The 20,038-nt window shown below is 45.0% G+C and carries 20 protein-coding genes and 2 other annotated features (1 of these 22 running past the window's edge); all 20 genes read right to left on the reverse strand.

The features are described 5' to 3' along the window. Positions 1–10: 10 nt before the first annotated feature. The gene (fusA, locus tag ABK447_RS20175; protein WP_007410399.1) at positions 11–2,089 is read right to left on the reverse strand and encodes an elongation factor G; all 2,079 of its coding nucleotides are present in this window, start codon (positions 2,087–2,089) and stop codon (positions 11–13) included. Positions 2,090–2,141: 52 nt separating this feature from the next. Further along, positions 2,142–2,612, reverse strand: coding sequence for a 30S ribosomal protein S7 (rpsG, locus tag ABK447_RS20180; RefSeq protein WP_003156447.1), 471 nt, complete (start codon positions 2,610–2,612; stop codon positions 2,142–2,144). A gap of 39 nt (positions 2,613–2,651) precedes the next feature. Beyond that, a complete protein-coding gene (gene rpsL / locus ABK447_RS20185) occupies positions 2,652–3,068 on the reverse strand; it encodes a 30S ribosomal protein S12 (RefSeq protein WP_003156445.1) in 417 nt (138 codons plus the stop codon). A gap of 115 nt (positions 3,069–3,183) precedes the next feature. Further along, positions 3,184–3,432 carry a 50S ribosomal protein L7ae-like protein gene (locus ABK447_RS20190; protein WP_003156443.1) on the reverse strand — a complete coding sequence of 83 codons (249 nt, stop codon included), beginning with the start codon at positions 3,430–3,432 and terminating at the stop codon, positions 3,184–3,186. Positions 3,433–3,600: 168 nt separating this feature from the next. Next, positions 3,601–7,200 carry a DNA-directed RNA polymerase subunit beta' gene (gene rpoC / locus ABK447_RS20195; RefSeq protein WP_007410398.1) on the reverse strand — a complete coding sequence of 1,200 codons (3,600 nt, stop codon included), beginning with the start codon at positions 7,198–7,200 and terminating at the stop codon, positions 3,601–3,603. A 62-nt stretch (positions 7,201–7,262) separates the two neighbouring features. Continuing rightward, positions 7,263–10,844: a DNA-directed RNA polymerase subunit beta gene (gene rpoB, locus ABK447_RS20200; protein WP_003156440.1), complete on the reverse strand. Its 3,582-nt coding sequence runs from the start codon at positions 10,842–10,844 to the stop codon at positions 7,263–7,265. A 244-nt stretch (positions 10,845–11,088) separates the two neighbouring features. After that, positions 11,089–11,694, reverse strand: coding sequence for a class I SAM-dependent methyltransferase (locus ABK447_RS20205; protein WP_061581399.1), 606 nt, complete (start codon positions 11,692–11,694; stop codon positions 11,089–11,091). Positions 11,695–11,785: 91 nt separating this feature from the next. Beyond that, positions 11,786–12,157, reverse strand: coding sequence for a 50S ribosomal protein L7/L12 (gene rplL / locus ABK447_RS20210; RefSeq protein ID WP_003156436.1), 372 nt, complete (start codon positions 12,155–12,157; stop codon positions 11,786–11,788). A 41-nt stretch (positions 12,158–12,198) separates the two neighbouring features. Then, positions 12,199–12,699, reverse strand: coding sequence for a 50S ribosomal protein L10 (rplJ, locus tag ABK447_RS20215; RefSeq protein ID WP_007410396.1), 501 nt, complete (start codon positions 12,697–12,699; stop codon positions 12,199–12,201). Positions 12,700–12,762: 63 nt separating this feature from the next. After that, positions 12,763–12,905 (reverse strand) — a sequence feature (ribosomal protein L10 leader region). A 48-nt stretch (positions 12,906–12,953) separates the two neighbouring features. Continuing rightward, entirely contained in the window at positions 12,954–13,652 is a 699-nt protein-coding gene (rplA, locus tag ABK447_RS20220; protein ID WP_003156431.1) for a 50S ribosomal protein L1, read from the reverse strand. A 94-nt stretch (positions 13,653–13,746) separates the two neighbouring features. Beyond that, positions 13,747–14,172, reverse strand: coding sequence for a 50S ribosomal protein L11 (gene rplK, locus ABK447_RS20225; RefSeq protein WP_003156430.1), 426 nt, complete (start codon positions 14,170–14,172; stop codon positions 13,747–13,749). A 167-nt stretch (positions 14,173–14,339) separates the two neighbouring features. Next, positions 14,340–14,873 carry a transcription termination/antitermination protein NusG gene (gene nusG, locus ABK447_RS20230; protein WP_003156423.1) on the reverse strand — a complete coding sequence of 178 codons (534 nt, stop codon included), beginning with the start codon at positions 14,871–14,873 and terminating at the stop codon, positions 14,340–14,342. A 167-nt stretch (positions 14,874–15,040) separates the two neighbouring features. Continuing rightward, the gene (secE, locus tag ABK447_RS20235; protein WP_003156422.1) at positions 15,041–15,220 is read right to left on the reverse strand and encodes a preprotein translocase subunit SecE; all 180 of its coding nucleotides are present in this window, start codon (positions 15,218–15,220) and stop codon (positions 15,041–15,043) included. 32 nt (positions 15,221–15,252) lie between these two features. Beyond that, entirely contained in the window at positions 15,253–15,402 is a 150-nt protein-coding gene (gene rpmG, locus ABK447_RS20240) for a 50S ribosomal protein L33 (protein ID WP_003156421.1), read from the reverse strand. An 85-nt stretch (positions 15,403–15,487) separates the two neighbouring features. Continuing rightward, positions 15,488–16,144, reverse strand: coding sequence for an RNA polymerase sporulation sigma factor SigH (sigH, locus tag ABK447_RS20245; RefSeq protein WP_003156415.1), 657 nt, complete (start codon positions 16,142–16,144; stop codon positions 15,488–15,490). 62 nt (positions 16,145–16,206) lie between these two features. Continuing rightward, entirely contained in the window at positions 16,207–16,719 is a 513-nt protein-coding gene (gene rae1, locus ABK447_RS20250) for a ribosome-dependent mRNA decay endonuclease Rae1/YacP (RefSeq protein WP_003156414.1), read from the reverse strand. Positions 16,720–16,725: 6 nt separating this feature from the next. Then, entirely contained in the window at positions 16,726–17,475 is a 750-nt protein-coding gene (gene rlmB, locus ABK447_RS20255; protein ID WP_003156413.1) for a 23S rRNA (guanosine(2251)-2'-O)-methyltransferase RlmB, read from the reverse strand. Continuing rightward, positions 17,459–17,890: a Mini-ribonuclease 3 gene (locus ABK447_RS20260; protein WP_003156412.1), complete on the reverse strand. Its 432-nt coding sequence runs from the start codon at positions 17,888–17,890 to the stop codon at positions 17,459–17,461. The genes rlmB and ABK447_RS20260 overlap by 17 nt, the downstream gene beginning before the upstream one ends. 4 nt (positions 17,891–17,894) lie before the next feature. Then, on the reverse strand, positions 17,895–19,295 hold the full coding sequence (cysS, locus tag ABK447_RS20265; protein WP_003156411.1) for a cysteine--tRNA ligase: 1,401 nt from the start codon (positions 19,293–19,295) through the stop codon (positions 17,895–17,897). Then, positions 19,292–19,945 (reverse strand): serine O-acetyltransferase, encoded by a 654-nt coding sequence (gene cysE / locus ABK447_RS20270; RefSeq protein ID WP_003156410.1) that lies wholly within the window; start codon positions 19,943–19,945, stop codon positions 19,292–19,294. Before cysE ends, cysS begins: the two co-directional genes overlap by 4 nt. Before the next feature lie 74 nt (positions 19,946–20,019). Further along, positions 20,020–20,038: a binding site (T-box leader), on the reverse strand; it runs 215 nt beyond the window's last position.

Below are 20,038 nucleotides of genomic sequence, written 5' to 3' on the forward strand. Positions count from 1 at the left end.
GCAAAATCAATTATTCGCCTTTATTTTTTTTGATAATTTCTTCAGCGATGCTCTTCGGCACTTCTTCGTAGTGATCCATGAACATTGTGAACGTACCGCGTCCTTGCGTGTTAGAACGAAGGGCAGTAGCGTAACCGAACATTTCAGCAAGAGGTACCATCGCACGCACAACTTGAGCGTTACCGCGAGCTTCCATACCTTCTACGCGTCCGCGACGAGAAGTAACATCACCCATGATGTCTCCCATGTATTCTTCAGGAATAACAACTTCAACTTTCATGATTGGTTCAAGAAGAACTGGGTTACATTTGCTGACTGCATTTTTCAATGCCATAGAAGCAGCGACTTTAAACGCCATTTCGTTTGAGTCAACATCATGGTAAGATCCATCAAAAAGTTTCGCCTTGATGTCGATTAGCGGGAATCCGGCTAGGACACCATTTTCAAGAGAGTCTTCAAGACCTGCTTGTACGGCTGGGATGTATTCACGAGGAACAACACCACCGACGATTGCGTTTTCGAATTCAAAGCCAGCGCCTTCTTCGTTCGGTTCAAATTCGATCCAAACGTGACCGAACTGACCGCGTCCGCCTGATTGACGTACGAATTTACCTTCAACTTTTGCACCGGTACGGAATGTCTCACGGTACGCAACTTGAGGAGCACCAACGTTAGCTTCAACTTTGAACTCACGCTTCATACGATCAACAATGATATCAAGGTGAAGCTCACCCATACCAGAGATGATTGTTTGACCCGTTTCAGGGTTTGTTTGTGTACGGAATGTAGGATCTTCTTCAGCAAGTTTCGCTAAAGCGATACCCATTTTATCTTGGTCAGCTTTTGATTTAGGCTCAATCGCTACGTCGATAACAGGCTCTGGGAATTCCATTGATTCAAGGATTACAAGATCCTTCTCATCACATAGAGTATCTCCAGTAGAAGTATCTTTTAGACCTACAGCAGCTGCGATGTCTCCAGCGTAAACAGTAGAGATCTCTTCACGGCTGTTAGCGTGCATTTGAAGGATACGTCCTACGCGCTCACGCTTGCCTTTTGTAGAGTTCTTTACATATGAACCGGAATCAAGTGTACCGGAATATACGCGGAAGAATGTCAGCTTACCGACATAAGGGTCAGTCATAACTTTAAATGCAAGTGCAGAGAACGGCTCTTCATCAGAAGAATGACGAACAATCTCTTCATCTGTGTCAGGACGTACACCTTTGATTGCAGCAACATCAGTTGGCGCAGGAAGGTAGTCAAGAACAGCATCAAGTACAAGCTGAACACCTTTGTTTTTGAAAGCAGATCCAACAAGTACAGGGTAGAATTCAACATTCAGTGTACCTTTACGGATAGCAGCTTTCAGTTCAGGGATAGTGATTTCTTCACCTTCAAGGTACTTTTCCATAAGCTCTTCATCAAGCTCAGCTACAGCTTCAATCAGGCTGCTGCGAAGCTCTTCAGCTTGCTCTTTGTACTCTTCAGGGATTTCTTTCGCATCTGAACGAGTTCCAAGGTCATCTTCGTAGAAATACGCAACGTTTTCTACTAAGTCAATGATACCTTCGAAGTTGTCTTCAGCGCCGATCGGCAATTGAATTGCGTGAGCGTTAGCTTGAAGACGGTCTCTTAAAGTGCCTACAGAGTAAAGGAAGTCTGCGCCGATTTTGTCCATTTTGTTGACAAATACAACGCGCGGTACTCCGTAAGTTGTTGCTTGGCGCCATACTGTTTCTGTCTGAGGCTCAACACCTGATTGAGCATCAAGTACGGCAACCGCACCATCAAGTACACGGAGTGAACGTTCAACTTCAACTGTGAAGTCTACGTGTCCCGGTGTATCGATGATGTTTACACGGTAACCTTTCCACTGTGCAGTCGTTGCTGCAGAAGTGATTGTGATACCGCGTTCTTGTTCCTGCTCCATCCAGTCCATTTGCGAAGCACCTTCGTGAGTTTCGCCAATTTTGTGGATACGGCCTGTGTAGAACAAGATCCGTTCTGTAGTAGTCGTTTTACCGGCATCGATGTGAGCCATGATCCCGATATTACGAGTTTTTTCTAAGGAGAACTCTCTTGCCATTGGGTAATTTCTCCTTCCTTATTAGGGAATTATTATTTTGATTATATGAATCCTACCAGCGGTAGTGAGCAAATGCTTTGTTCGCTTCTGCCATCTTGTGAGTGTCTTCACGTTTCTTAACGGCAGCACCAGTGTTGTTAGCTGCATCAAGAATTTCGTTAGCCAGGCGCTCTTCCATTGTTTTTTCTCCGCGAAGACGCGCATAGTTAACCAACCAGCGAAGACCAAGAGTTGTACGGCGTTCAGGACGAACTTCTACAGGCACTTGGTAGTTAGCTCCACCTACACGGCGTGCTTTTACTTCAAGTACAGGCATGATGTTTTTCAATGCTTGTTCGAAAACCTCCATTGCATCATTGCCAGTGCGTTCTTTAATGATATCGAATGACTTGTATAGGATTGTTTGAGATTTACCTTTTTTACCGTCGATCATCATTTTGTTGATCAGGCGGGATACCAGCTTAGAGTTGTAAAGCGGATCAGGTAAAACATCTCTTTTTGCTACAGGACCTTTACGTGGCATCTGAATATCCTCCCTTCATAGTTTTAATGATTTATTTGATTACTTTGCTTTAGGACGTTTCGTACCGTATTTAGAACGGCCTTGCGCACGGTTTTCAACTCCGGCAGTATCAAGCGCGCCACGAACGATGTGGTAGCGTACCCCCGGTAAGTCTTTTACACGTCCGCCGCGGATCAGTACAACGCTGTGCTCTTGCAGGTTGTGACCGATACCAGGAATGTAGGCAGTAACCTCGATTCCGTTAGTCAAACGAACACGAGCATATTTACGAAGTGCTGAGTTCGGTTTTTTCGGTGTCATTGTACCCACACGAGTACATACCCCGCGTTTTTGTGGAGAAGATACGTTAGTGTGCTCTTTTTTAAAGCTGTTGTATCCTTTGTTTAGTGCAGGTGACTTAGAGTTTTCAACTTTGCTCACGCGTCCCTTGCGAATTAGCTGATTAATTGTAGGCATGTTGTGTTCCTCCCTTCATTACGTTTTATAACCCACATACCCAGGTGGTTCATCATTAGGCAAAAAACAATGTCTTTACACAAGATTGATATCTTATATAAAAACAAAAAGTACGCTATAACATAATGGCAACAGCTGCTGCTCCCACTTCAATTCCGCAGGCTTTGCCGAGCTTTTTCATGGAATCCACCATACAGACAGCGGTATTTTGGTTCTTTGCAAGCTGGATAACGCCAGCTGTAAGAACTGAATCCGCGTCTTTTGCCACGACGACTTCCTTCACTGAACCTCGTTTTAGAGCTTTCACTGTTTGCTTCGTACCAATAATAATTGATTTGGCCTGTGATACTTTATCATAAGACATAAACATATCCTCCAAAGTAACAGGTTTTATTTCGAGCACCTTGGTTATATTATCACTCTGCGGGACGGATGTCAACAACGTATGACATTTTTTAGTGCAGGCCACCGCCAGAATAATTCTAATACTGAGGAAAAGCTGTCGAAACAGCCTTTCCTGCAGCAGTTTCTATTATTCAGCCGGAACCATATCTTCCGAAGGCTGAACGTTTGAAACAGGTTTTACTTTTCTGTAATTCATCATACCGGTACCGGCCGGAACCAGCTTACCGATGATAACATTCTCTTTCAGGCCGAGAAGTTCATCGCGCTTGCCTTTAATCGCAGCATCTGTAAGAACGCGTGTTGTTTCTTGGAATGATGCGGCAGACAAGAATGAATCCGTCTCGAGTGAAGCTTTTGTGATACCGAGAAGAACAGGACGTCCTGTAGCAGGTCGATTGCCTTCAAGCAGCACTTTTTTGTTCGCTTCTGTGAATTGGTGAATATCAAGCAATGTGCCAGGGAGAACATCAGTATCTCCGGCATCGATCACACGGACTTTGCGAAGCATCTGGCGAACCATTACTTCTACGTGTTTATCGCCGATTTCAACCCCCTGCATACGGTAAACTTTCTGAACCTCATGCAGAAGATATTCCTGAACCGTTGTCAGGTCAGTGACTTTAAGAAGTTCTTTCGGATCGATTGAACCTTCTGTCAGCACTTGACCGCGGGTAATCTGATCACCCTCAGCCACTTTCAGGCGTGAGTTGTAAGGTGCCGTGTATGAACGTGTCTCAACAGCGCCCTGAACAACAATCTCCTGCTGTTTGTCGCGGACTTCATTGATTTCGGCAATTGTACCGTCAATCTCAGAAATCGTCGCTTGACCTTTCGGATTACGCGCTTCGAAAAGCTCTTGGATACGCGGAAGACCTTGTGTGATATCGTCTCCGGCAACCCCGCCTGTGTGGAACGTACGCATTGTTAACTGTGTTCCAGGCTCACCGATAGATTGAGCGGCGATAATACCTACTGCTTCGCCGACTTCAACATCAGTTCCGGTTGCAAGGTTACGTCCGTAGCATCGTTTACATACACCATGAGGAGTGTTACATGTGAACGCGGAACGGATCCACACTTCTTCGATTCCGGCTTCAACGATTTCCAGCGCTTTATCTTCATCGATCAATTCATTTTCGTTAATGAGCACAGCACCCGTTTCAGGATGTTTGATCTGTTTTCTGGCGAAACGTCCGATCAGACGCTCTTCCAGACGCTCGATGATTTCCGTGCCTTCTTTGAGCGGTTTTGCAAGAATACCGCGGTCTGTTCCGCAATCAGTTTCACGAATGATAACATCCTGCGCAACATCAACAAGACGGCGTGTAAGGTAACCTGAGTCAGCTGTTTTCAGGGCGGTATCGGCAAGACCTTTACGCGCACCGTGAGTGGAGATAAAGTACTCCAATACTGTCAGACCTTCACGGAAACTTGATTTAATCGGCAATTCAATGATTCGTCCAGCCGGGTTGGCCATCAGACCGCGCATACCCGCAAGCTGTGTAAAGTTAGATGCGTTACCACGGGCTCCTGAGTCACTCATCATGTAGATCGGGTTGACTTCGTCTAATGATTTCATCAGTTTGCCTTGGATAACATCTTTCGCTGAACTCCAAATTGAAATGACTCTTTCATAACGTTCTTCTTCGGTGATTAAACCGCGTCTGAACTGTTTCAGGACATTATCAACTTTGCTTTGTGCTTCTTCAAGGATTTCCTGTTTGTCATCGAGAACGACGATATCAGAAACCCCTACTGTGATGCCGGCTTTCGTTGAATATCTGAAACCTAGGTTTTTCATGCGGTCAAGCATTTTAGACGTTTCCGTGATATGGAATCGTTTAAAGATTTCCGCGATGATTTTACCGAGAATGCCTTTTTTAAACGGTGCGTTGATCGGCTGCTCAGCAATCACAGCTTTTACGTCAGCACCTTTATCTAAGAAGAAACGGTCAGGTGTCTTCTCTTCAATGTTGCTCTTCGTTGGTTCATTCATGTAAGGGAATGATTCCGGAAGAATTTCATTGAAGACGAGCTTACCGACAGTTGTAATTAACAATTTTGAACGCTGTTCTTCAGTAAATGTCACATTCTTAAGGGAGTTCGCTGCAACAGCAACTCTCGTATGAAGGTGAACATAACCGTTTTGATAAGCAAGAAGCGCTTCGTCCGTATTTTTGAAAACCATACCCTCGCCGACTGCTCCGGCGCGCTCAAGCGTCAGGTAGTAGTTTCCTAATACCATATCCTGAGACGGCGTAACAACCGGTTTACCATCTTTAGGGTTCAAGATGTTTTGGGCCGCAAGCATCAGAATGCGCGCCTCAGCTTGAGCCTCAGCTGATAAAGGTACGTGAACCGCCATTTGGTCACCGTCAAAGTCAGCGTTATAAGCTGTACATACTAACGGGTGAAGACGGATGGCGCGTCCTTCAACAAGCGTCGGTTCGAAAGCCTGGATACCTAATCTGTGAAGAGTAGGGGCACGGTTCAGTAAGACCGGATGCTCCTTAATGACAGATTCAAGTACATCCCATACTTCAGGCTGCACGCGTTCGATTTTGCGTTTTGCGCTCTTGATATTGTGAGCAAGGCCTTTTTCAACAAGCTCTTTCATGACGAAAGGCTTGAAGAGCTCAAGCGCCATTTCCTTCGGCAAACCGCACTGATACATTTTCAGATGCGGACCTACGACGATAACGGAACGTCCTGAGTAGTCTACACGTTTACCGAGAAGGTTCTGACGGAAACGCCCTTGTTTCCCTTTCAGCATGTGAGAAAGAGATTTAAGCGGACGGTTACCCGGTCCGGTAACCGGACGGCCGCGGCGTCCGTTGTCAATCAGAGCATCGACTGCTTCCTGAAGCATACGTTTTTCGTTCTGAACGATGATGCTTGGCGCGCCGAGGTCTAACAGACGTTTTAAACGGTTATTACGGTTGATGACACGACGGTAAAGGTCGTTCAGGTCAGACGTTGCGAAACGTCCGCCGTCAAGCTGAACCATCGGTCTTAATTCAGGCGGAATAACCGGAAGCACGTCGAGGATCATCCAAGACGGCTTGTTTCCTGAATTACGGAAGGCTTCAAGCACTTCAAGGCGTTTGATCGCACGTGTACGGCGCTGTCCTTGAGAAGTCTTCAGCTCTTCTTTTAACATATCAACTTCTTTGACAAGGTCGATGTCCTGCAGAAGTTTATTAATGGCTTCCGCACCCATAGAGGCTTGGAATTTGTTTCCGTACTTATCCAGATACGCACGGTATTCCTTTTCAGATAAAAGCTGTTTCTTTTCGAGCGGTGTATTGGCCGGGTCAGTTACGACGTAAGAAGCAAAGTAAATAACTTCTTCCAGCGCACGCGGTGACATATCCAATACAAGACCCATACGGCTCGGAATACCTTTGAAATACCAAATGTGAGAAACCGGGGCAGCCAGTTCAATATGCCCCATTCTCTCACGACGGACTTTAGCCCGCGTTACTTCAACTCCGCAACGGTCACAAACTACGCCTTTATAACGAACCCGCTTGTACTTGCCGCAATGACATTCCCAGTCCTTAGTCGGTCCGAAAATGCGTTCGCAGAACAGGCCGTCCTTTTCAGGTTTCAATGTACGATAGTTTATCGTTTCAGGCTTTTTCACTTCACCAAAAGACCATGAACGGATTTTATCCGGTGAAGCAAGACCGATGTTCATATACTCAAAATTGTTCACATCTAGCAAGGGGCCTACCTCCCTTTTTATCTTCGGATTAACCGATGTCACTTGCCTTTATCAATCAGAGACTACTCTTTCGTTACTGCGTCACGTTCAACGTCTGGAGATGCTGTTTCTTCCGGCGCTTCATCACCTGATAATGCAAGGCCGTCAGCTTGTTTCGCATCTTCCTCGTCTTCTAGATCTCTCATTTCTATTTCTTCTTCATCGCCTGAAAGGATTTTCACGTCCATACCTAAGCTTTGAAGCTCTTTGATCAATACTTTGAATGATTCCGGAACACCAGGCTCTGGAACATTGTCGCCTTTGACGATGGCTTCATATGTTTTCACACGTCCGACCACGTCATCGGACTTCACAGTCAGGATTTCTTGAAGCGTGTAAGCTGCGCCGTAAGCTTCAAGCGCCCAAACCTCCATCTCACCGAAACGCTGTCCGCCGAATTGGGCTTTACCGCCGAGAGGCTGCTGCGTAACAAGTGAGTAAGGACCTGTAGAACGGGCATGAAGTTTATCATCAACCATGTGTGCCAGTTTGATCATGTACATGATTCCGACAGATACACGGTTGTCAAACGGTTCACCCGTACGGCCGTCATAAAGAACTGTTTTAGCGTCTCTTGACATGCCTGCTTCTTCAAGTGTTTCCCACACATCTTCTTCACGCGCGCCGTCAAATACAGGTGACGCGATGTGAATGCCGAGGTAGCGGGCAGCCATACCCATGTGAAGTTCTAATACCTGACCGATATTCATACGTGATGGTACACCCAGCGGGTTAAGCATGATATCGATCGGCGTGCCGTCAGGAAGGTAAGGCATATCTTCTTCAGGAAGAATCTTCGAGATAACCCCTTTGTTTCCGTGACGTCCGGCCATTTTATCACCTTCAGAAATCTTACGTTTCTGAACGATATATACGCGTACAAGCTGGTTCACTCCCGGAGGAAGTTCGTCGCCGTCTTCACGGTTGAAGACTTTTACGTCGTGGATAATTCCGCCGCCGCCGTGAGGCACACGGAGAGAAGTATCACGGACTTCACGCGCTTTTTCTCCAAAGATCGCATGCAGAAGGCGTTCTTCAGCCGTAAGCTCAGTTACACCTTTAGGCGTTACTTTACCTACGAGAAGGTCTCCGTCGTTGACTTCCGCACCGATACGGATAATTCCGCGGTCATCAAGATTGCGAAGCGCGTCTTCCCCTACGTTTGGAATATCGCGGGTGATCTCTTCCGGCCCAAGCTTTGTATCACGTGCTTCTGATTCATATTCTTCAATGTGAATAGATGTGTATACATCATCTTTCACAAGGCGTTCACTCATGATGATGGCATCCTCATAGTTGTAACCATCCCATGTCATGAAGCCGACCATTACGTTGCGGCCGAGAGCAAGTTCACCAAGCTCCATTGAAGGTCCGTCAGCAAGGATTTCTCCTTTGACTACTTCATCGCCGACACTGACGATCGGACGCTGGTTGTAGCACGTACCTTGGTTGGAGCGGACAAATTTCAGCAAGCTGTACTTATCCAGGTTGCCTTTTACTTTTTGGCCGTCAATTTCTTCATAGCGGCGCACCCATACGTTTTTCGCTTCCACCCGTTCAACGATACCAGGGTGTTTACAAATAACGGCTGCACCGGAGTCTTTACCGGATACGTATTCCATACCCGTTCCGACGATCGGAGCTTCCGGCTGCATCAAAGGCACAGCCTGACGCTGCATGTTCGCTCCCATGAGGGCACGGTTCGAGTCATCGTTTTCCAAGAACGGAATACATGCTGTCGCAGCAGATACAACCTGTTTAGGAGATACGTCCATGTAATCCACGCGGTTGCGGGCTACAACGGTGTTTTCCCCTCTGAAACGCGCTACGATGCTGTCATCCAAGAAAGAACCGTCATCGCTCAGCTTAGCATTCGCTTGGGCTACGACATAGTTATCCTCTTCATCAGCAGTCAGGTAGTCGATTCTAGGCGTTACTTTTCCTGTTTCAGGATCAACGCGGCGGTATGGCGTCTCAATGAAACCAAAGCGGTTTACTTTCGCAAATGATGACAATGAGTTGATCAAACCGATGTTCGGGCCCTCAGGCGTTTCAATCGGACACATACGGCCATAGTGAGAGTAGTGAACGTCACGTACTTCCATACCTGCGCGCTCACGTGTCAAACCGCCCGGTCCGAGAGCTGACAGACGGCGTTTGTGCGTCAATTCAGCAAGCGGGTTCGTCTGATCCATGAATTGAGAAAGCTGTGAGCTTCCGAAGAACTCTTTAATAGACGCAATAACAGGTCTGATGTTAATCAGCTGCTGCGGCGTAATTGTATTCGTGTCTTGAATAGACATTCTTTCACGTACGACACGTTCCATCCGGCTTAAACCGATACGGAATTGGTTTTGCAGGAGCTCACCTACAGAACGCAGACGGCGGTTTCCGAGATGGTCGATATCATCAGTGTCGCCCACTCCGTGCAGGAGGTTGAAGAAGTAGCTGATAGAAGAAATAATATCAGCAGGCGTAATGTTTTTAATCGCCTCTTCGATGTAAGCATTGCCGATCACATTGATCGTCTGCTCTCCTTCTGCATCGGTAGGAGCATAGATTTTAATGGATTGAAGCATCACTTCATCCTCGACAACGCCGCCGTTAGGATAAAGCTTTCTGAAGCCGATTCCATTTTCTAAGTATGGCAGTACTTTATCAAGTGTTCTTCTGTCAAGAATCTGCCCTTTTTCAGCGAGAATTTCACCGGTTTCCGGATCCACCAGTGTTTCTGCAAGGCGCTGGTTAAACAGGCGGTTCTTGATATGAAGCTTTTTATTAATTTTATAGCGTCCTACATTCGCAAGGTCGTATCGCTTCGGATCGAAGAAACGGGAATCCAGCAAGCTTTTTGCGTTTTCTACTGTAGGCGGCTCTCCGGGACGAAGGCGCTCATAGATTTCAAGAAGCGCTTTGTCACTGTTTTCAGTGTTGTCCTTATCCAGTGTATTGCGGAGATATTCGTTCTCACCAATGAGATCGAGAATCTCTTGGTCGGAACCGAAGCCGAGAGCACGCAAAAGAACCGTAACCGGCAACTTACGTGTGCGATCAATGCGGACATACACAACATCTTTCGCATCAGTTTCGTATTCTAACCATGCGCCACGGTTTGGAATGACAGTCGCGGTAAAACCTTTTTTACCGTTCTTGTCTACTTTACCACTGAAATATACACTTGGAGACCGAACAAGCTGAGATACGATAACACGTTCTGCACCGTTGATGATAAAAGTACCGGTATCTGTCATAATAGGGAAATCACCCATGAAGACATCCTGGTCTTTTACCTCTCCAGTTTCTTTGTTAATTAAACGAACCTTCACTCTCAGCGGAGCTGAGTAAGTCACATCACGTTCTTTTGACTCTTCAACGGGATACTTAGGATCTCCTAAACTGTAGTCAATGAACTCTAGAGAGAGGTTACCAGTGAAATCCTCAATTGGTGATATGTCTTGAAACATCTCTCTAAGACCCTCATCAAGAAACCACTGATAAGAAGAGGTTTGAATTTCAATGAGATTTGGTAATTCTAACACTTCGCTAATGCGAGCATAGCTTCTGCGCTGGCGGTGTCGTCCATACTGAACTAGTTGACCTGTCAACTGATTCACCCCTCAAATCATGCGTATTATATGTGTAATAAGCATCTCTTACGATAAAGAAATACTTTTACAAGACAAAAGAAAAAAGGGTTTCTAATTAAGAAAACCACATCCAAAAACAAATACCGATTTTATTAGCATTTCCATGTTTGTATAATTTATACATGCACTATGATTATTTCAGCATATCATGCAAAATATATACATTGGCATTTTACAATATTAACATAGCTGAAAATTCAAGTCAAACTTTTTTTGCTTTTATGATATAATAGCCTTTCTTTTTTTGAATCACAGAAACTTCGTCAAAAAGCTCCTTCAGTTTTTCAACGGCAGAAGGCCCGCCCTGTTTTTTCTGTATAACGATCCACAATTCACCTGAAGCCCTTAAATGCTCAGCGCTTTTTTCAAAAATGGCATGGACAACTTTTTTTCCGGCGCGGATTGGGGGGTTTGTAATAATAGAAGCAAATGTTTGAGCAGAATCAATATTTGAAAATAAATCACTCTGATAAATTCGAACGTTTTTTATTCCGTTTTTTTCTGCATTTTCATTTGACAGCTCTACGGCTCTTTCATTCACGTCAATCATGTGCACGGTCCGGTCTGTAAATGCACCGGCGAGTGACAGACCAATCGGGCCGTAACCGCAGCCTGCATCCAGGAAGTCACCATCGATCTCCGGCTCTTCAAACGCTTCAATTAAGACACGCGAACCGAAATCAACTTCCTTTTTCGAGAAAACGCCGCTGTCACTTGTGAATGTATAAGATCTGTTCCGCAGTGTAAATGACCATGTCTGTTTATCGCTTTTAACTGAAGGTTTTTCTGAATAATAGTGATCACTCATTATTAGAACCTCCTTTTATAATGGCACTTAAAGAAAAGCAAAGAAAAAGCCCGCCTCATAAAAGCGAGCTTCCCCTACAGGCAAGTGAAGATTACTTAACTTCTACAGAAGCGCCAACTTCTTCAAGTTTAGCTTTAAGCTCTTCAGCTTCTTCTTTCGCAATACCTTCTTTAAGTGGTTTTGGAGTGTTGTCAACAAGTTCTTTAGCTTCTTTCAAGCCAAGACCAGTGATTTCACGAACAACTTTGATAACTTTGATTTTCTGAGAACCTGCACCAGCAAGGATAAGGTCGAATTCGCTTTGCTCTTCAGCAGCGCCGCCAGCAGCAGCTCCACCAGCTACAGCTACAGGAGCAGCAGCAGTTACGCCAAATTCTTCTTCGATTGCTTTTACTAGGTCGTTCAATTCAAGTACAGTTGCTTCTTTAACGGAAGCAATGATTTCTTCGATATTTAAAGCCATTTGAAATTCCTCCATTTGTTTTATTTTAGGGTAAAATCAGATTAAGCGCCTTGTTCTTCCTTTTGGTCTGCAACTGCTTTAGCTGCAAGTGCAAGGTTGCGAACTGGAGCTTGAAGTACGCTAAGCAACATAGAAAGTAAGCCATCGCGTGAAGGAAGTTCAGCAAGAGCTTTCACTTCTTCAACAGAAGATACTTTTCCTTCGATAACGCCCGCTTTGATTTCCAGAGCTTCGTGATTTTTCGCGAACTCGTTAAGAACTTTTGCCGGAGCGATAACATCTTCAGTACTGAATGCGATCGCATTCGGTCCAGTTAAGACATCATTCAAACCATCAAGTTCAGCTTGTTCAACCGCACGGCGAGTCATTGTGTTTTTGTACACTTTGAACTCTACGTTAGCTTCGCGAAGCTGTTTACGGAGTTCAGTTACTTCAGAAACGTTAAGTCCGCGGTAGTCAACGATGATCGTTGATTTGCTTTCTTTCAGTTTAGAAGCAATCTCTTCAACAACAACTTTTTTTGTATCAATTGCGCTGCTCATGGTTACACCTCCTGTAGATTTTGTGTAACACTTATACCGCTAGGTGATCACGACTGTGACGACGATTTCATATAAAAAGCCTCCATGTGGACATGGAGGCTGTATATACAAGCATACGTAACGTAATAGCTGTGATATATATACACCTCGGCAGGATATTAAGCCTCAACGGCCCCTGCTGTCTACGGTATAAATGACATATTATATTTTACAACATTTTGAATCATATCAGAATGCTGATCTAAAGTCAAATATTATTTTACGTTGAAAGTAGAAGCGTCTACTTTGACACCAGGGCCCATAGTAGAAGTAACGGCAACGTTTTTCACGTAAACACCTTTAGCCGCAGCCGGTTTTGCTTTCAGGATTGTATCATACATTGTTGTGAAGTTCTCAACAAGTTTTTCATCCTCGAAAGAAACTTTTCCGATCGGAACATGGATGTTACCAGCTTTGTCAACGCGGTATTCTACTTTACCAGCTTTGATTTCGCCGATTGCTTTTTCTACTTCGAATGTAACAGTGCCTGTTTTAGGATTTGGCATAAGACCTTTTGGTCCAAGCACACGGCCGATTTTACCGACTTCACCCATCATGTCAGGAGTCGCAACGATTACATCGAATTCGAACCAGCCTTGCTGGATTTTCGCGATGTAATCAGAATCGCCAACGTAGTCTGCACCGGCAGCTTCAGCTTCTTTTGCTTTTTCGCCTTTAGCGAATACTAGCACGCGCTGAGTTTTACCAGTTCCGTTAGGAAGTACAACTGCACCGCGGATTTGCTGATCGTTTTTACGAGGGTCAACCCCTAAACGAAAAGCAACTTCAACTGTAGCGTCGAATTTAGCTGTGTTTGTTTTTTTAGTAAGCGCCACTGCTTCAGCGACGTCGTAAGCTTTCGCACGGTCTACAAGCTTCGCAGCTTCAACGTACTTTTTACCTTTTTTAGCCATTTTAAAATTTCCTCCTTATGTGGTTATAGCGGAATAACCTCCCACGAATAAGGGTTGCGAACTTGTGAAAACTCGCAACCCGACAAGAAACAAATTAATCCTCGATAACGATACCCATACTGCGGGCAGTACCTTCAACCATGCGCATTGCCGCTTCAACGTCTGCTGCGTTTAAGTCAGGCATTTTCGTTTCAGCGATTTCGCGAACCTTATCGCGCTTAACGGTTGCCACTTTATTACGGTTTGGTTCACCAGAACCAGACTCAATTCCAGCTGCTTTTTTAAGCAATACTGCAGCAGGCGGAGTTTTTGTAATAAATGTAAATGAACGGTCTTCGTAAACCGAAATTTCAACAGGAATGATTAAACCAGCTTGGTCAGCTGTACGAGCGTTAAACTCCTTACAGAATCCCATGATATTTACACCGGCTTGACCTAGTGCAGGTCCAACTGGCGGCGCTGGGTTAGCTTTTCCAGCAGGAATTTGCAATTTTACAACTTTTACTACTTTTTTAGCCACGAGACACACCTCCTTAAGTCCGTGATGTGGTAATAGGGTAAACCCTCCCACTCAAGGTTTCATTCTTTATATGAATGACGAAATATCAAGCTAGCTGCCTTGGATTAGTCCAAGACGTACCTTTGCTATATTATCATTAATATATAGCAATTTCAAGTTTTTTCACATTACAATTTGTCGATCTGGGTAAATTCCAGTTCAACCGGCGTTTCACGGCCGAACATGTTAACGAATACTTTCACTTTGCTCTTATCATAATCAATCTCTTCAATTGATCCTGTAAAGTTGGCGAAAGGTCCGTCTATGACTTTGACTGTCTCATTCAATTCAAAATCAATGTCGGTTTTCCGCTCATCCATGCCCATGCGTTTTAAGATGGTTTCCGCTTCGCCAGGAAGAAGCGGAGTCGGCTTTGAGCCTGAACCGGCTGATCCGACGAATCCGGTAACGCCCGGCGTGTTGCGGACCACATACCAGGAATCATCAGTCATGACGATTTCAACAAGCACATAACCCGGGAACACTTTCTTTTTGACTACTTTTTTCTTGCCGTTCTTAATATCAGTCTCTTCTTCTTCAGGGACGACAACGCGGAAAATTTTATCCTGCATTCCCATTGATTCCACACGTTTTTCAAGGTTCGCTTTTACTTTGTTTTCATAACCGGAATACGTATGAACAACATACCAATTCTTTTCCATTCTATCAGGACTCTGCAGTCCTTCCCTCCCCGCATTTAAAAATGAAGTGTAAAACAAAAAATAGGCTCAGGGCCTATGAATCCTTTTTTCAACAACACAATAAAAAACCCGCTGAACGGGTTTTGGCAAACGATATTATGATCTATTATAGCACGTATTGCTGATCATTATTCAACTATTAAACGAATTAATTGAGAAATTCCTGTATCAAGGAGGGCAAAAAAGATAACAAAAAAGATAACCGTTGAAATCACCGTGATCGTATAGCGCGTTAACTCTTTGCCTTTAGGCCAGCTAACCTTTTTCATTTCTTTCCCAACATCTTTAAAGAAACTCATCATGCGCATGTAAAAGACCTCCACAATTTAAAAAGCGAACACTATTTTGTTTCTAAATGAGCTGTATGTGAATTGCAAGTGCTGCAGTACTTCTTAACTTCTAACCGCTCAGCCGCTGATGCAGAGCTTTTCATTGTCGTATAATTACGATTTCCGCATGTTTTGCATGCCAGCGTAATCTTTTTTCTCATGTCGTTACACCTTTTCCTAAACATTCATTTATCTTAATAAAATAGCACAGTCAGAAAAATTCTGTCAATATGACACAGAAACCTGCTACAGGCTGATCTCTCTTATTTCTAAATACTTTTCAAGCTTGCGCTTCACGCGCTGCAGGGCATTATCGATTGATTTTACGTGTCGGTTTAAGTCATCTGAAATCTCTTGGTAACTTCTTCCGTCCAAGTACAAAACAAGCACCTTTCTCTCCAGATCGCTCAGCAGTTCTCCCATTTTCATTTCGATATCATCAAATTCTTCCTGATTAATAATCATCTCTTCAGGATTTAACGTTTTAGCGCCTGAAATGACATCAAGCAGTGTTCTGTCAGATTCTTCATCAAAAATAGGTTTGTCTAAAGAAACATAGGAATTTAAAGGAATGTGTTTCTGACGGGTAGCTGTCTTTATTGCGGTAATAATCTGGCGGGTAATGCATAATTCTGCAAAAGCTTTAAATGAAGTAAGCTTGTCCTCTCTAAAGTCTCGGATAGACTTATATAAGCCTATCATCCCTTCCTGTACAATATCTTCTCTGTCGGCCCCTATTAAAAAATAAGACCTTGCTTTCGCCCGTACAAAATTACGGTACTTCGTAATCAAGTAATCTAACGCATCACTATCCCCAACATGAACCTTTTCAATGACCTGCTCGTCCTCCAACTGGCAAAATTGCACTTTGTTGAACTTTCCCTTGCTGTTCTGTAGATTCACTGCGATCCCCCCGGCGCACGTAGATAGAAATATTATACATTAATGGGCGAAAAAGCGTCAACCTAATCCAGACCGCCTCGGCGCCACTTTTCAAACGTTTTCAAAACCTCTTCGGACAGCTCTATTTTACCCGGTGGTTTTTCAGAAGTGATCTTTGAAACCCGCCTTTGAATCCGGCGTTCTATCGTATCCACTTCCCTCAGGAGCTCCCGGGCGGATTTACGGAGAGCCCCTTGTCCGAAAATCGCCCACTGCTCCGTATAATCGGAGGTTGCGACATGAATCTGTGTCGCAATATTATTCAGTGCCTGGGCAAGCTTCTCGATCCGCTCATCCGCCGTTTCATTCTCCCGTGTGAAAATCACTTCGACTCTGTGATTCGTTTGTTTTTTCTCTATGCCTTTTACCAGGTGTGCGTCAAACACCACAATGACTCTGATTCCCGTGTAGGACTGATATTCCGCCATCTTCTGGATCAGTACATCTCTCGCTTCTTCAAAACTGTTCGCTTTTAAATCCTTTAGCTGCGGCCAAGCTCCAATCATGTTGTATCCGTCTACTAACAGGATGTCCATCTGTCTTCATTCCCCTAAAGGATTGCGCTTCCGGTAGACTTCATACATGAGAAGGCCGGCCGCTACCGACGCATTCAGAGACGTGACTTTTCCGGCCATCGGAAGCTTAATGAGAAAATCACATTTCTCTTTCACAAGCCGGCCCATTCCTCTGCCTTCGCTTCCGATAACGAGCGCCAAAGGCATCTTGCCGTCCATAGAGCGGTAGTCTTCCCGGGCGGATGCATCCGTTCCGACGACCCAAATCCCCCGCTCCTTCATTTCATCAAGTGTCCGGGCAAGGTTGGTCACCTTCACGACGGGAATGTGTTCAATCGCACCGGTCGAAGCTTTTGCGACCGTCGAAGTCAGTCCGACCGCTCTGCGTTTCGGAATCACGATGCCGTGTGCACCGACAGCGTCAGCCGTTCTCATGATGGAACCGAGATTATGAGGGTCTTCCAGCTCGTCCAATATGAGAAAGAAAGGCTGTTCGTTTCTCTCTTCCGCTCTTTTATATAATTCGTCTAATTGTGCATATTCATATGCCGCCACCTGGGCGACAACACCCTGATGCTGCCCCTCCACCATCTGATCGAGTTTTTTCCTCGGTACAAATTGAATGGTGACGCCGCGCTTTTTAGCAAGCTCCATAACTTGCTGCGCCTGTCCTTTTACTGTGTTTTCCGCCATCCATAACTTATACAGCTTGCGATCTGACTTTAACGTCTCAATCACAGCGTTTTTTCCTATGACGTAATCATGTTGCTGACTCATTTGTTTTCCTCCCTGACGTCCCGACTTGTATAGCCTCAGCAATCAGCTGATTCAGTCTTTCTTCTCTTTTCTCAAGAAAAAGGTATCCGAGTAAAGCCTCAAAAGCTGTACTATGGCGGTACGTCTGTACATCTGTGTTTTTAGGCGTCGTCCCTGATTTCGCGTTTCTGCCTCTTCTCAGCACGGCTTCCTCTTCCTCCGTGAAAAAGGATTCGTCCTGAAGGCGGAACAATATGTCTGCCTGTGATTTTGCCGATACAATCCGGCTCGCCTTCTTATGAAGGTCATTCGGTTTCGTAAAGCCCTGCTTAAGCAGGTGATGCCGGACGTATATTTCAAAAATGGCATCACCCATATAAGCGAGCGCAAGACCGTTTAACTGCTTTGAATCTTTGATTTGTTCAAATTGAAGCATCCGCTTACTCTCCCCGCTTCCAGCGAGTTCCCTGGGCCGTATCTTCAAGAATGATATTCATGCTTTTCAGCTGATCGCGAATCTGGTCTGACAAAGCAAAATCGCGATTGCGGCGGGCTTCATTTCTCTTCTCAATCAACTCTTCAATCTCTTCGTCGACAAGCTCTTCTTCGCCGAGCGTAAGTCCGAGAACAGATCCGATTCTGTCAAACATGCTGATAAAGGCTTTAATGACGTGATCCGCCGTATTGTCTTCCTGCATGTAGTAATTGGCGAGCTTCGCCAGATCAAACCAAACGGAAATCGCATTCGCCGTATTAAAATCATCATCCATTGCTTCTTCAAACGCAGTGCGGTGCTCTTCGATTTTAGCGAGCCATTCCTCATCATTGTCAGTCAGATTCGTGCTGCTAATCAAACGATGGTTTAAATTACTGTAGGCCGTCTTCAGGCGGTTAAACGCGTTTTTTGTTTTCTCAAGCAGCTCTTCCGAATAGTTGATCGGGTGGCGGTAATGAACGGACAGCATGAAAAATCTCAAAAGCTGCGGGTCATATTGCTTAATGATATCGTGCACCAAAACAAAGTTGCCGAGCGATTTTGACATTTTCTCATTATCGATATTGATATATCCGTTGTGAAGCCAGTATTTTGCGAATGTCTTGCCTGTTAATGCTTCAGATTGGGCGATTTCGTTTTCATGGTGCGGGAATGTCAGGTCCTGACCGCCGGCATGAATATCGATTTCGTCACCCAAATACTTTTTCACCATTGCGGAGCATTCAATATGCCAGCCCGGGCGGCCTTTTCCCCAAGGGCTATCCCATGAAATTTCTCCGTCCTTAGCAGCTTTCCAAAGAGCAAAGTCCAGCGCATCCTCTTTCTTCTCGCCGACACGGATACGCGCGCCTGATCTGAGTTCATCAATTGATTGCTGAGATAGCTTTCCGTAGCCTTCGAAGGCTCTTGTTTTGAAATAGACGTCGCCTTCTGATTCATAAGCGTAGCCTTTTTTAATCAGCTCGCTGACAAATTCAATAATGGCGTCCATATTTTCCATGACCCGGGGGTGAAGATCCGCTTTCCGGCATCCGAGGGCCCCCACGTCTTCAAAATACGCTTTAATGAACCGTTCAGAAACGGTCGGGACGTCCTCACCGAGCTCGTTGGCCGCCTTAATCAGTTTGTCGTCAACATCGGTGAAATTCGATACGTATTGAACATCGTATCCTTTATACTCTAAATAGTTGCGTACGGTATCATACACAATCGCCGGACGGGCGTTTCCGATATGAATATAGTTGTATACAGTCGGTCCGCACACGTACATTTTTACTTTGCCTTCCTCAAGAGGAACGAATGTTTCCTTTTTCCGTGTCAATGTATTATAAAGTGTAATGGTCATTTTTGGTTGATCCTTTCTTTTTTATCTTCCAGTTCAGCCTGCAGTTCAAAAATCTGCTGCTCCAATGCTCTAAACCGGTCAGCAACCGGATCGGGCAAGTCTTGGTGATTGAGATCGCGTTTGATTTTTCTTCCGTTCTGAATGACGACTTTCCCCGGTATGCCGACAACGGTCGAAAAGTCGGGAACATCACGAAGCACAACGGAGCCGGCCCCTACTTTAGAACCCTGCCCGACCGTAATAGAGCCGAGCACCTTCGCTCCGGTTGCAATTAAAGCATCATCTTTTATGGTCGGATGCCGCTTCCCCTTTTCTTTTCCCGTTCCCCCGAGAGTGACACCTTGGAATACCGTCACGTTATTGCCGATTTCACATGTTTCCCCTATGACGACCCCCATACCGTGGTCAATGAAAAACCTTCTCCCGATGGTCGCGCCGGGATGGATTTCAATTCCGGTAAAGAAACGGGCAATCTGTGATATCAGGCGCGCCAGGAAGAAAAATCTCCGTTTATATAAAGCATGTGCAATCCGATGCGCCCATATAGCATGTAAACCAGAATAAGTTAAAACAACTTCGAAATAGCTTCTTGCTGCCGGATCTTGATCGAACACTGTATCTATGTCTTCTTTTAGCATTTTAAAAAACACATGCTTCCCCCCATTCTCTCCCCGCTCCAGTCTGTTTTTCCGCCTATAAAAAAAGCGCCTCTGCATGTAAACATGACAGAGACGCTTTTACCG

The sequence above is a fragment of the Bacillus sp. hwrm1 genome, from assembly GCF_040207805.1.
GTDB lineage: Bacteria > Bacillota > Bacilli > Bacillales > Bacillaceae > Bacillus > Bacillus velezensis.

Excerpts from the sequence above, each read along its gene's own strand:
- ABK447_RS20260 (WP_003156412.1), bottom strand. The coding sequence starts at position 17,890 with ATGCTTCAATTTGAACAAATCAAAGATTCAAAGCAGTTAAACGGTCTT.
- cysS (WP_003156411.1), bottom strand. The coding sequence starts at position 19,295 with ATGACCATTACACTTTATAATACATTGACACGGAAAAAGGAAACATTC.
- ABK447_RS20205 (WP_061581399.1), bottom strand. The coding sequence starts at position 11,694 with ATGAGTGATCACTATTATTCAGAAAAACCTTCAGTTAAAAGCGATAAA.
- rpmG (WP_003156421.1), bottom strand. The coding sequence starts at position 15,402 with ATGAGAAAAAAGATTACGCTGGCATGCAAAACATGCGGAAATCGTAAT.
- secE (WP_003156422.1), bottom strand. The coding sequence starts at position 15,220 with ATGCGCATGATGAGTTTCTTTAAAGATGTTGGGAAAGAAATGAAAAAG.
- rplL (WP_003156436.1), bottom strand. The coding sequence starts at position 12,157 with ATGGCTTTAAATATCGAAGAAATCATTGCTTCCGTTAAAGAAGCAACT.
- rplA (WP_003156431.1), bottom strand. The coding sequence starts at position 13,652 with ATGGCTAAAAAAGGTAAAAAGTACGTTGAAGCTGCGAAGCTTGTAGAC.
- nusG (WP_003156423.1), bottom strand. The coding sequence starts at position 14,873 with ATGGAAAAGAATTGGTATGTTGTTCATACGTATTCCGGTTATGAAAAC.
- rplJ (WP_007410396.1), bottom strand. The coding sequence starts at position 12,699 with ATGAGCAGCGCAATTGATACAAAAAAAGTTGTTGTTGAAGAGATTGCT.
- rpsL (WP_003156445.1), bottom strand. The coding sequence starts at position 3,068 with ATGCCTACAATTAATCAGCTAATTCGCAAGGGACGCGTGAGCAAAGTT.
- fusA (WP_007410399.1), bottom strand. The coding sequence starts at position 2,089 with ATGGCAAGAGAGTTCTCCTTAGAAAAAACTCGTAATATCGGGATCATG.
- rpsG (WP_003156447.1), bottom strand. The coding sequence starts at position 2,612 with ATGCCACGTAAAGGTCCTGTAGCAAAAAGAGATGTTTTACCTGATCCG.
- rlmB (WP_003156413.1), bottom strand. The coding sequence starts at position 17,475 with ATGAGTCAGCAACATGATTACGTCATAGGAAAAAACGCTGTGATTGAG.
- rae1 (WP_003156414.1), bottom strand. The coding sequence starts at position 16,719 with ATGGACATCCTGTTAGTAGACGGATACAACATGATTGGAGCTTGGCCG.
- ABK447_RS20190 (WP_003156443.1), bottom strand. The coding sequence starts at position 3,432 with ATGTCTTATGATAAAGTATCACAGGCCAAATCAATTATTATTGGTACG.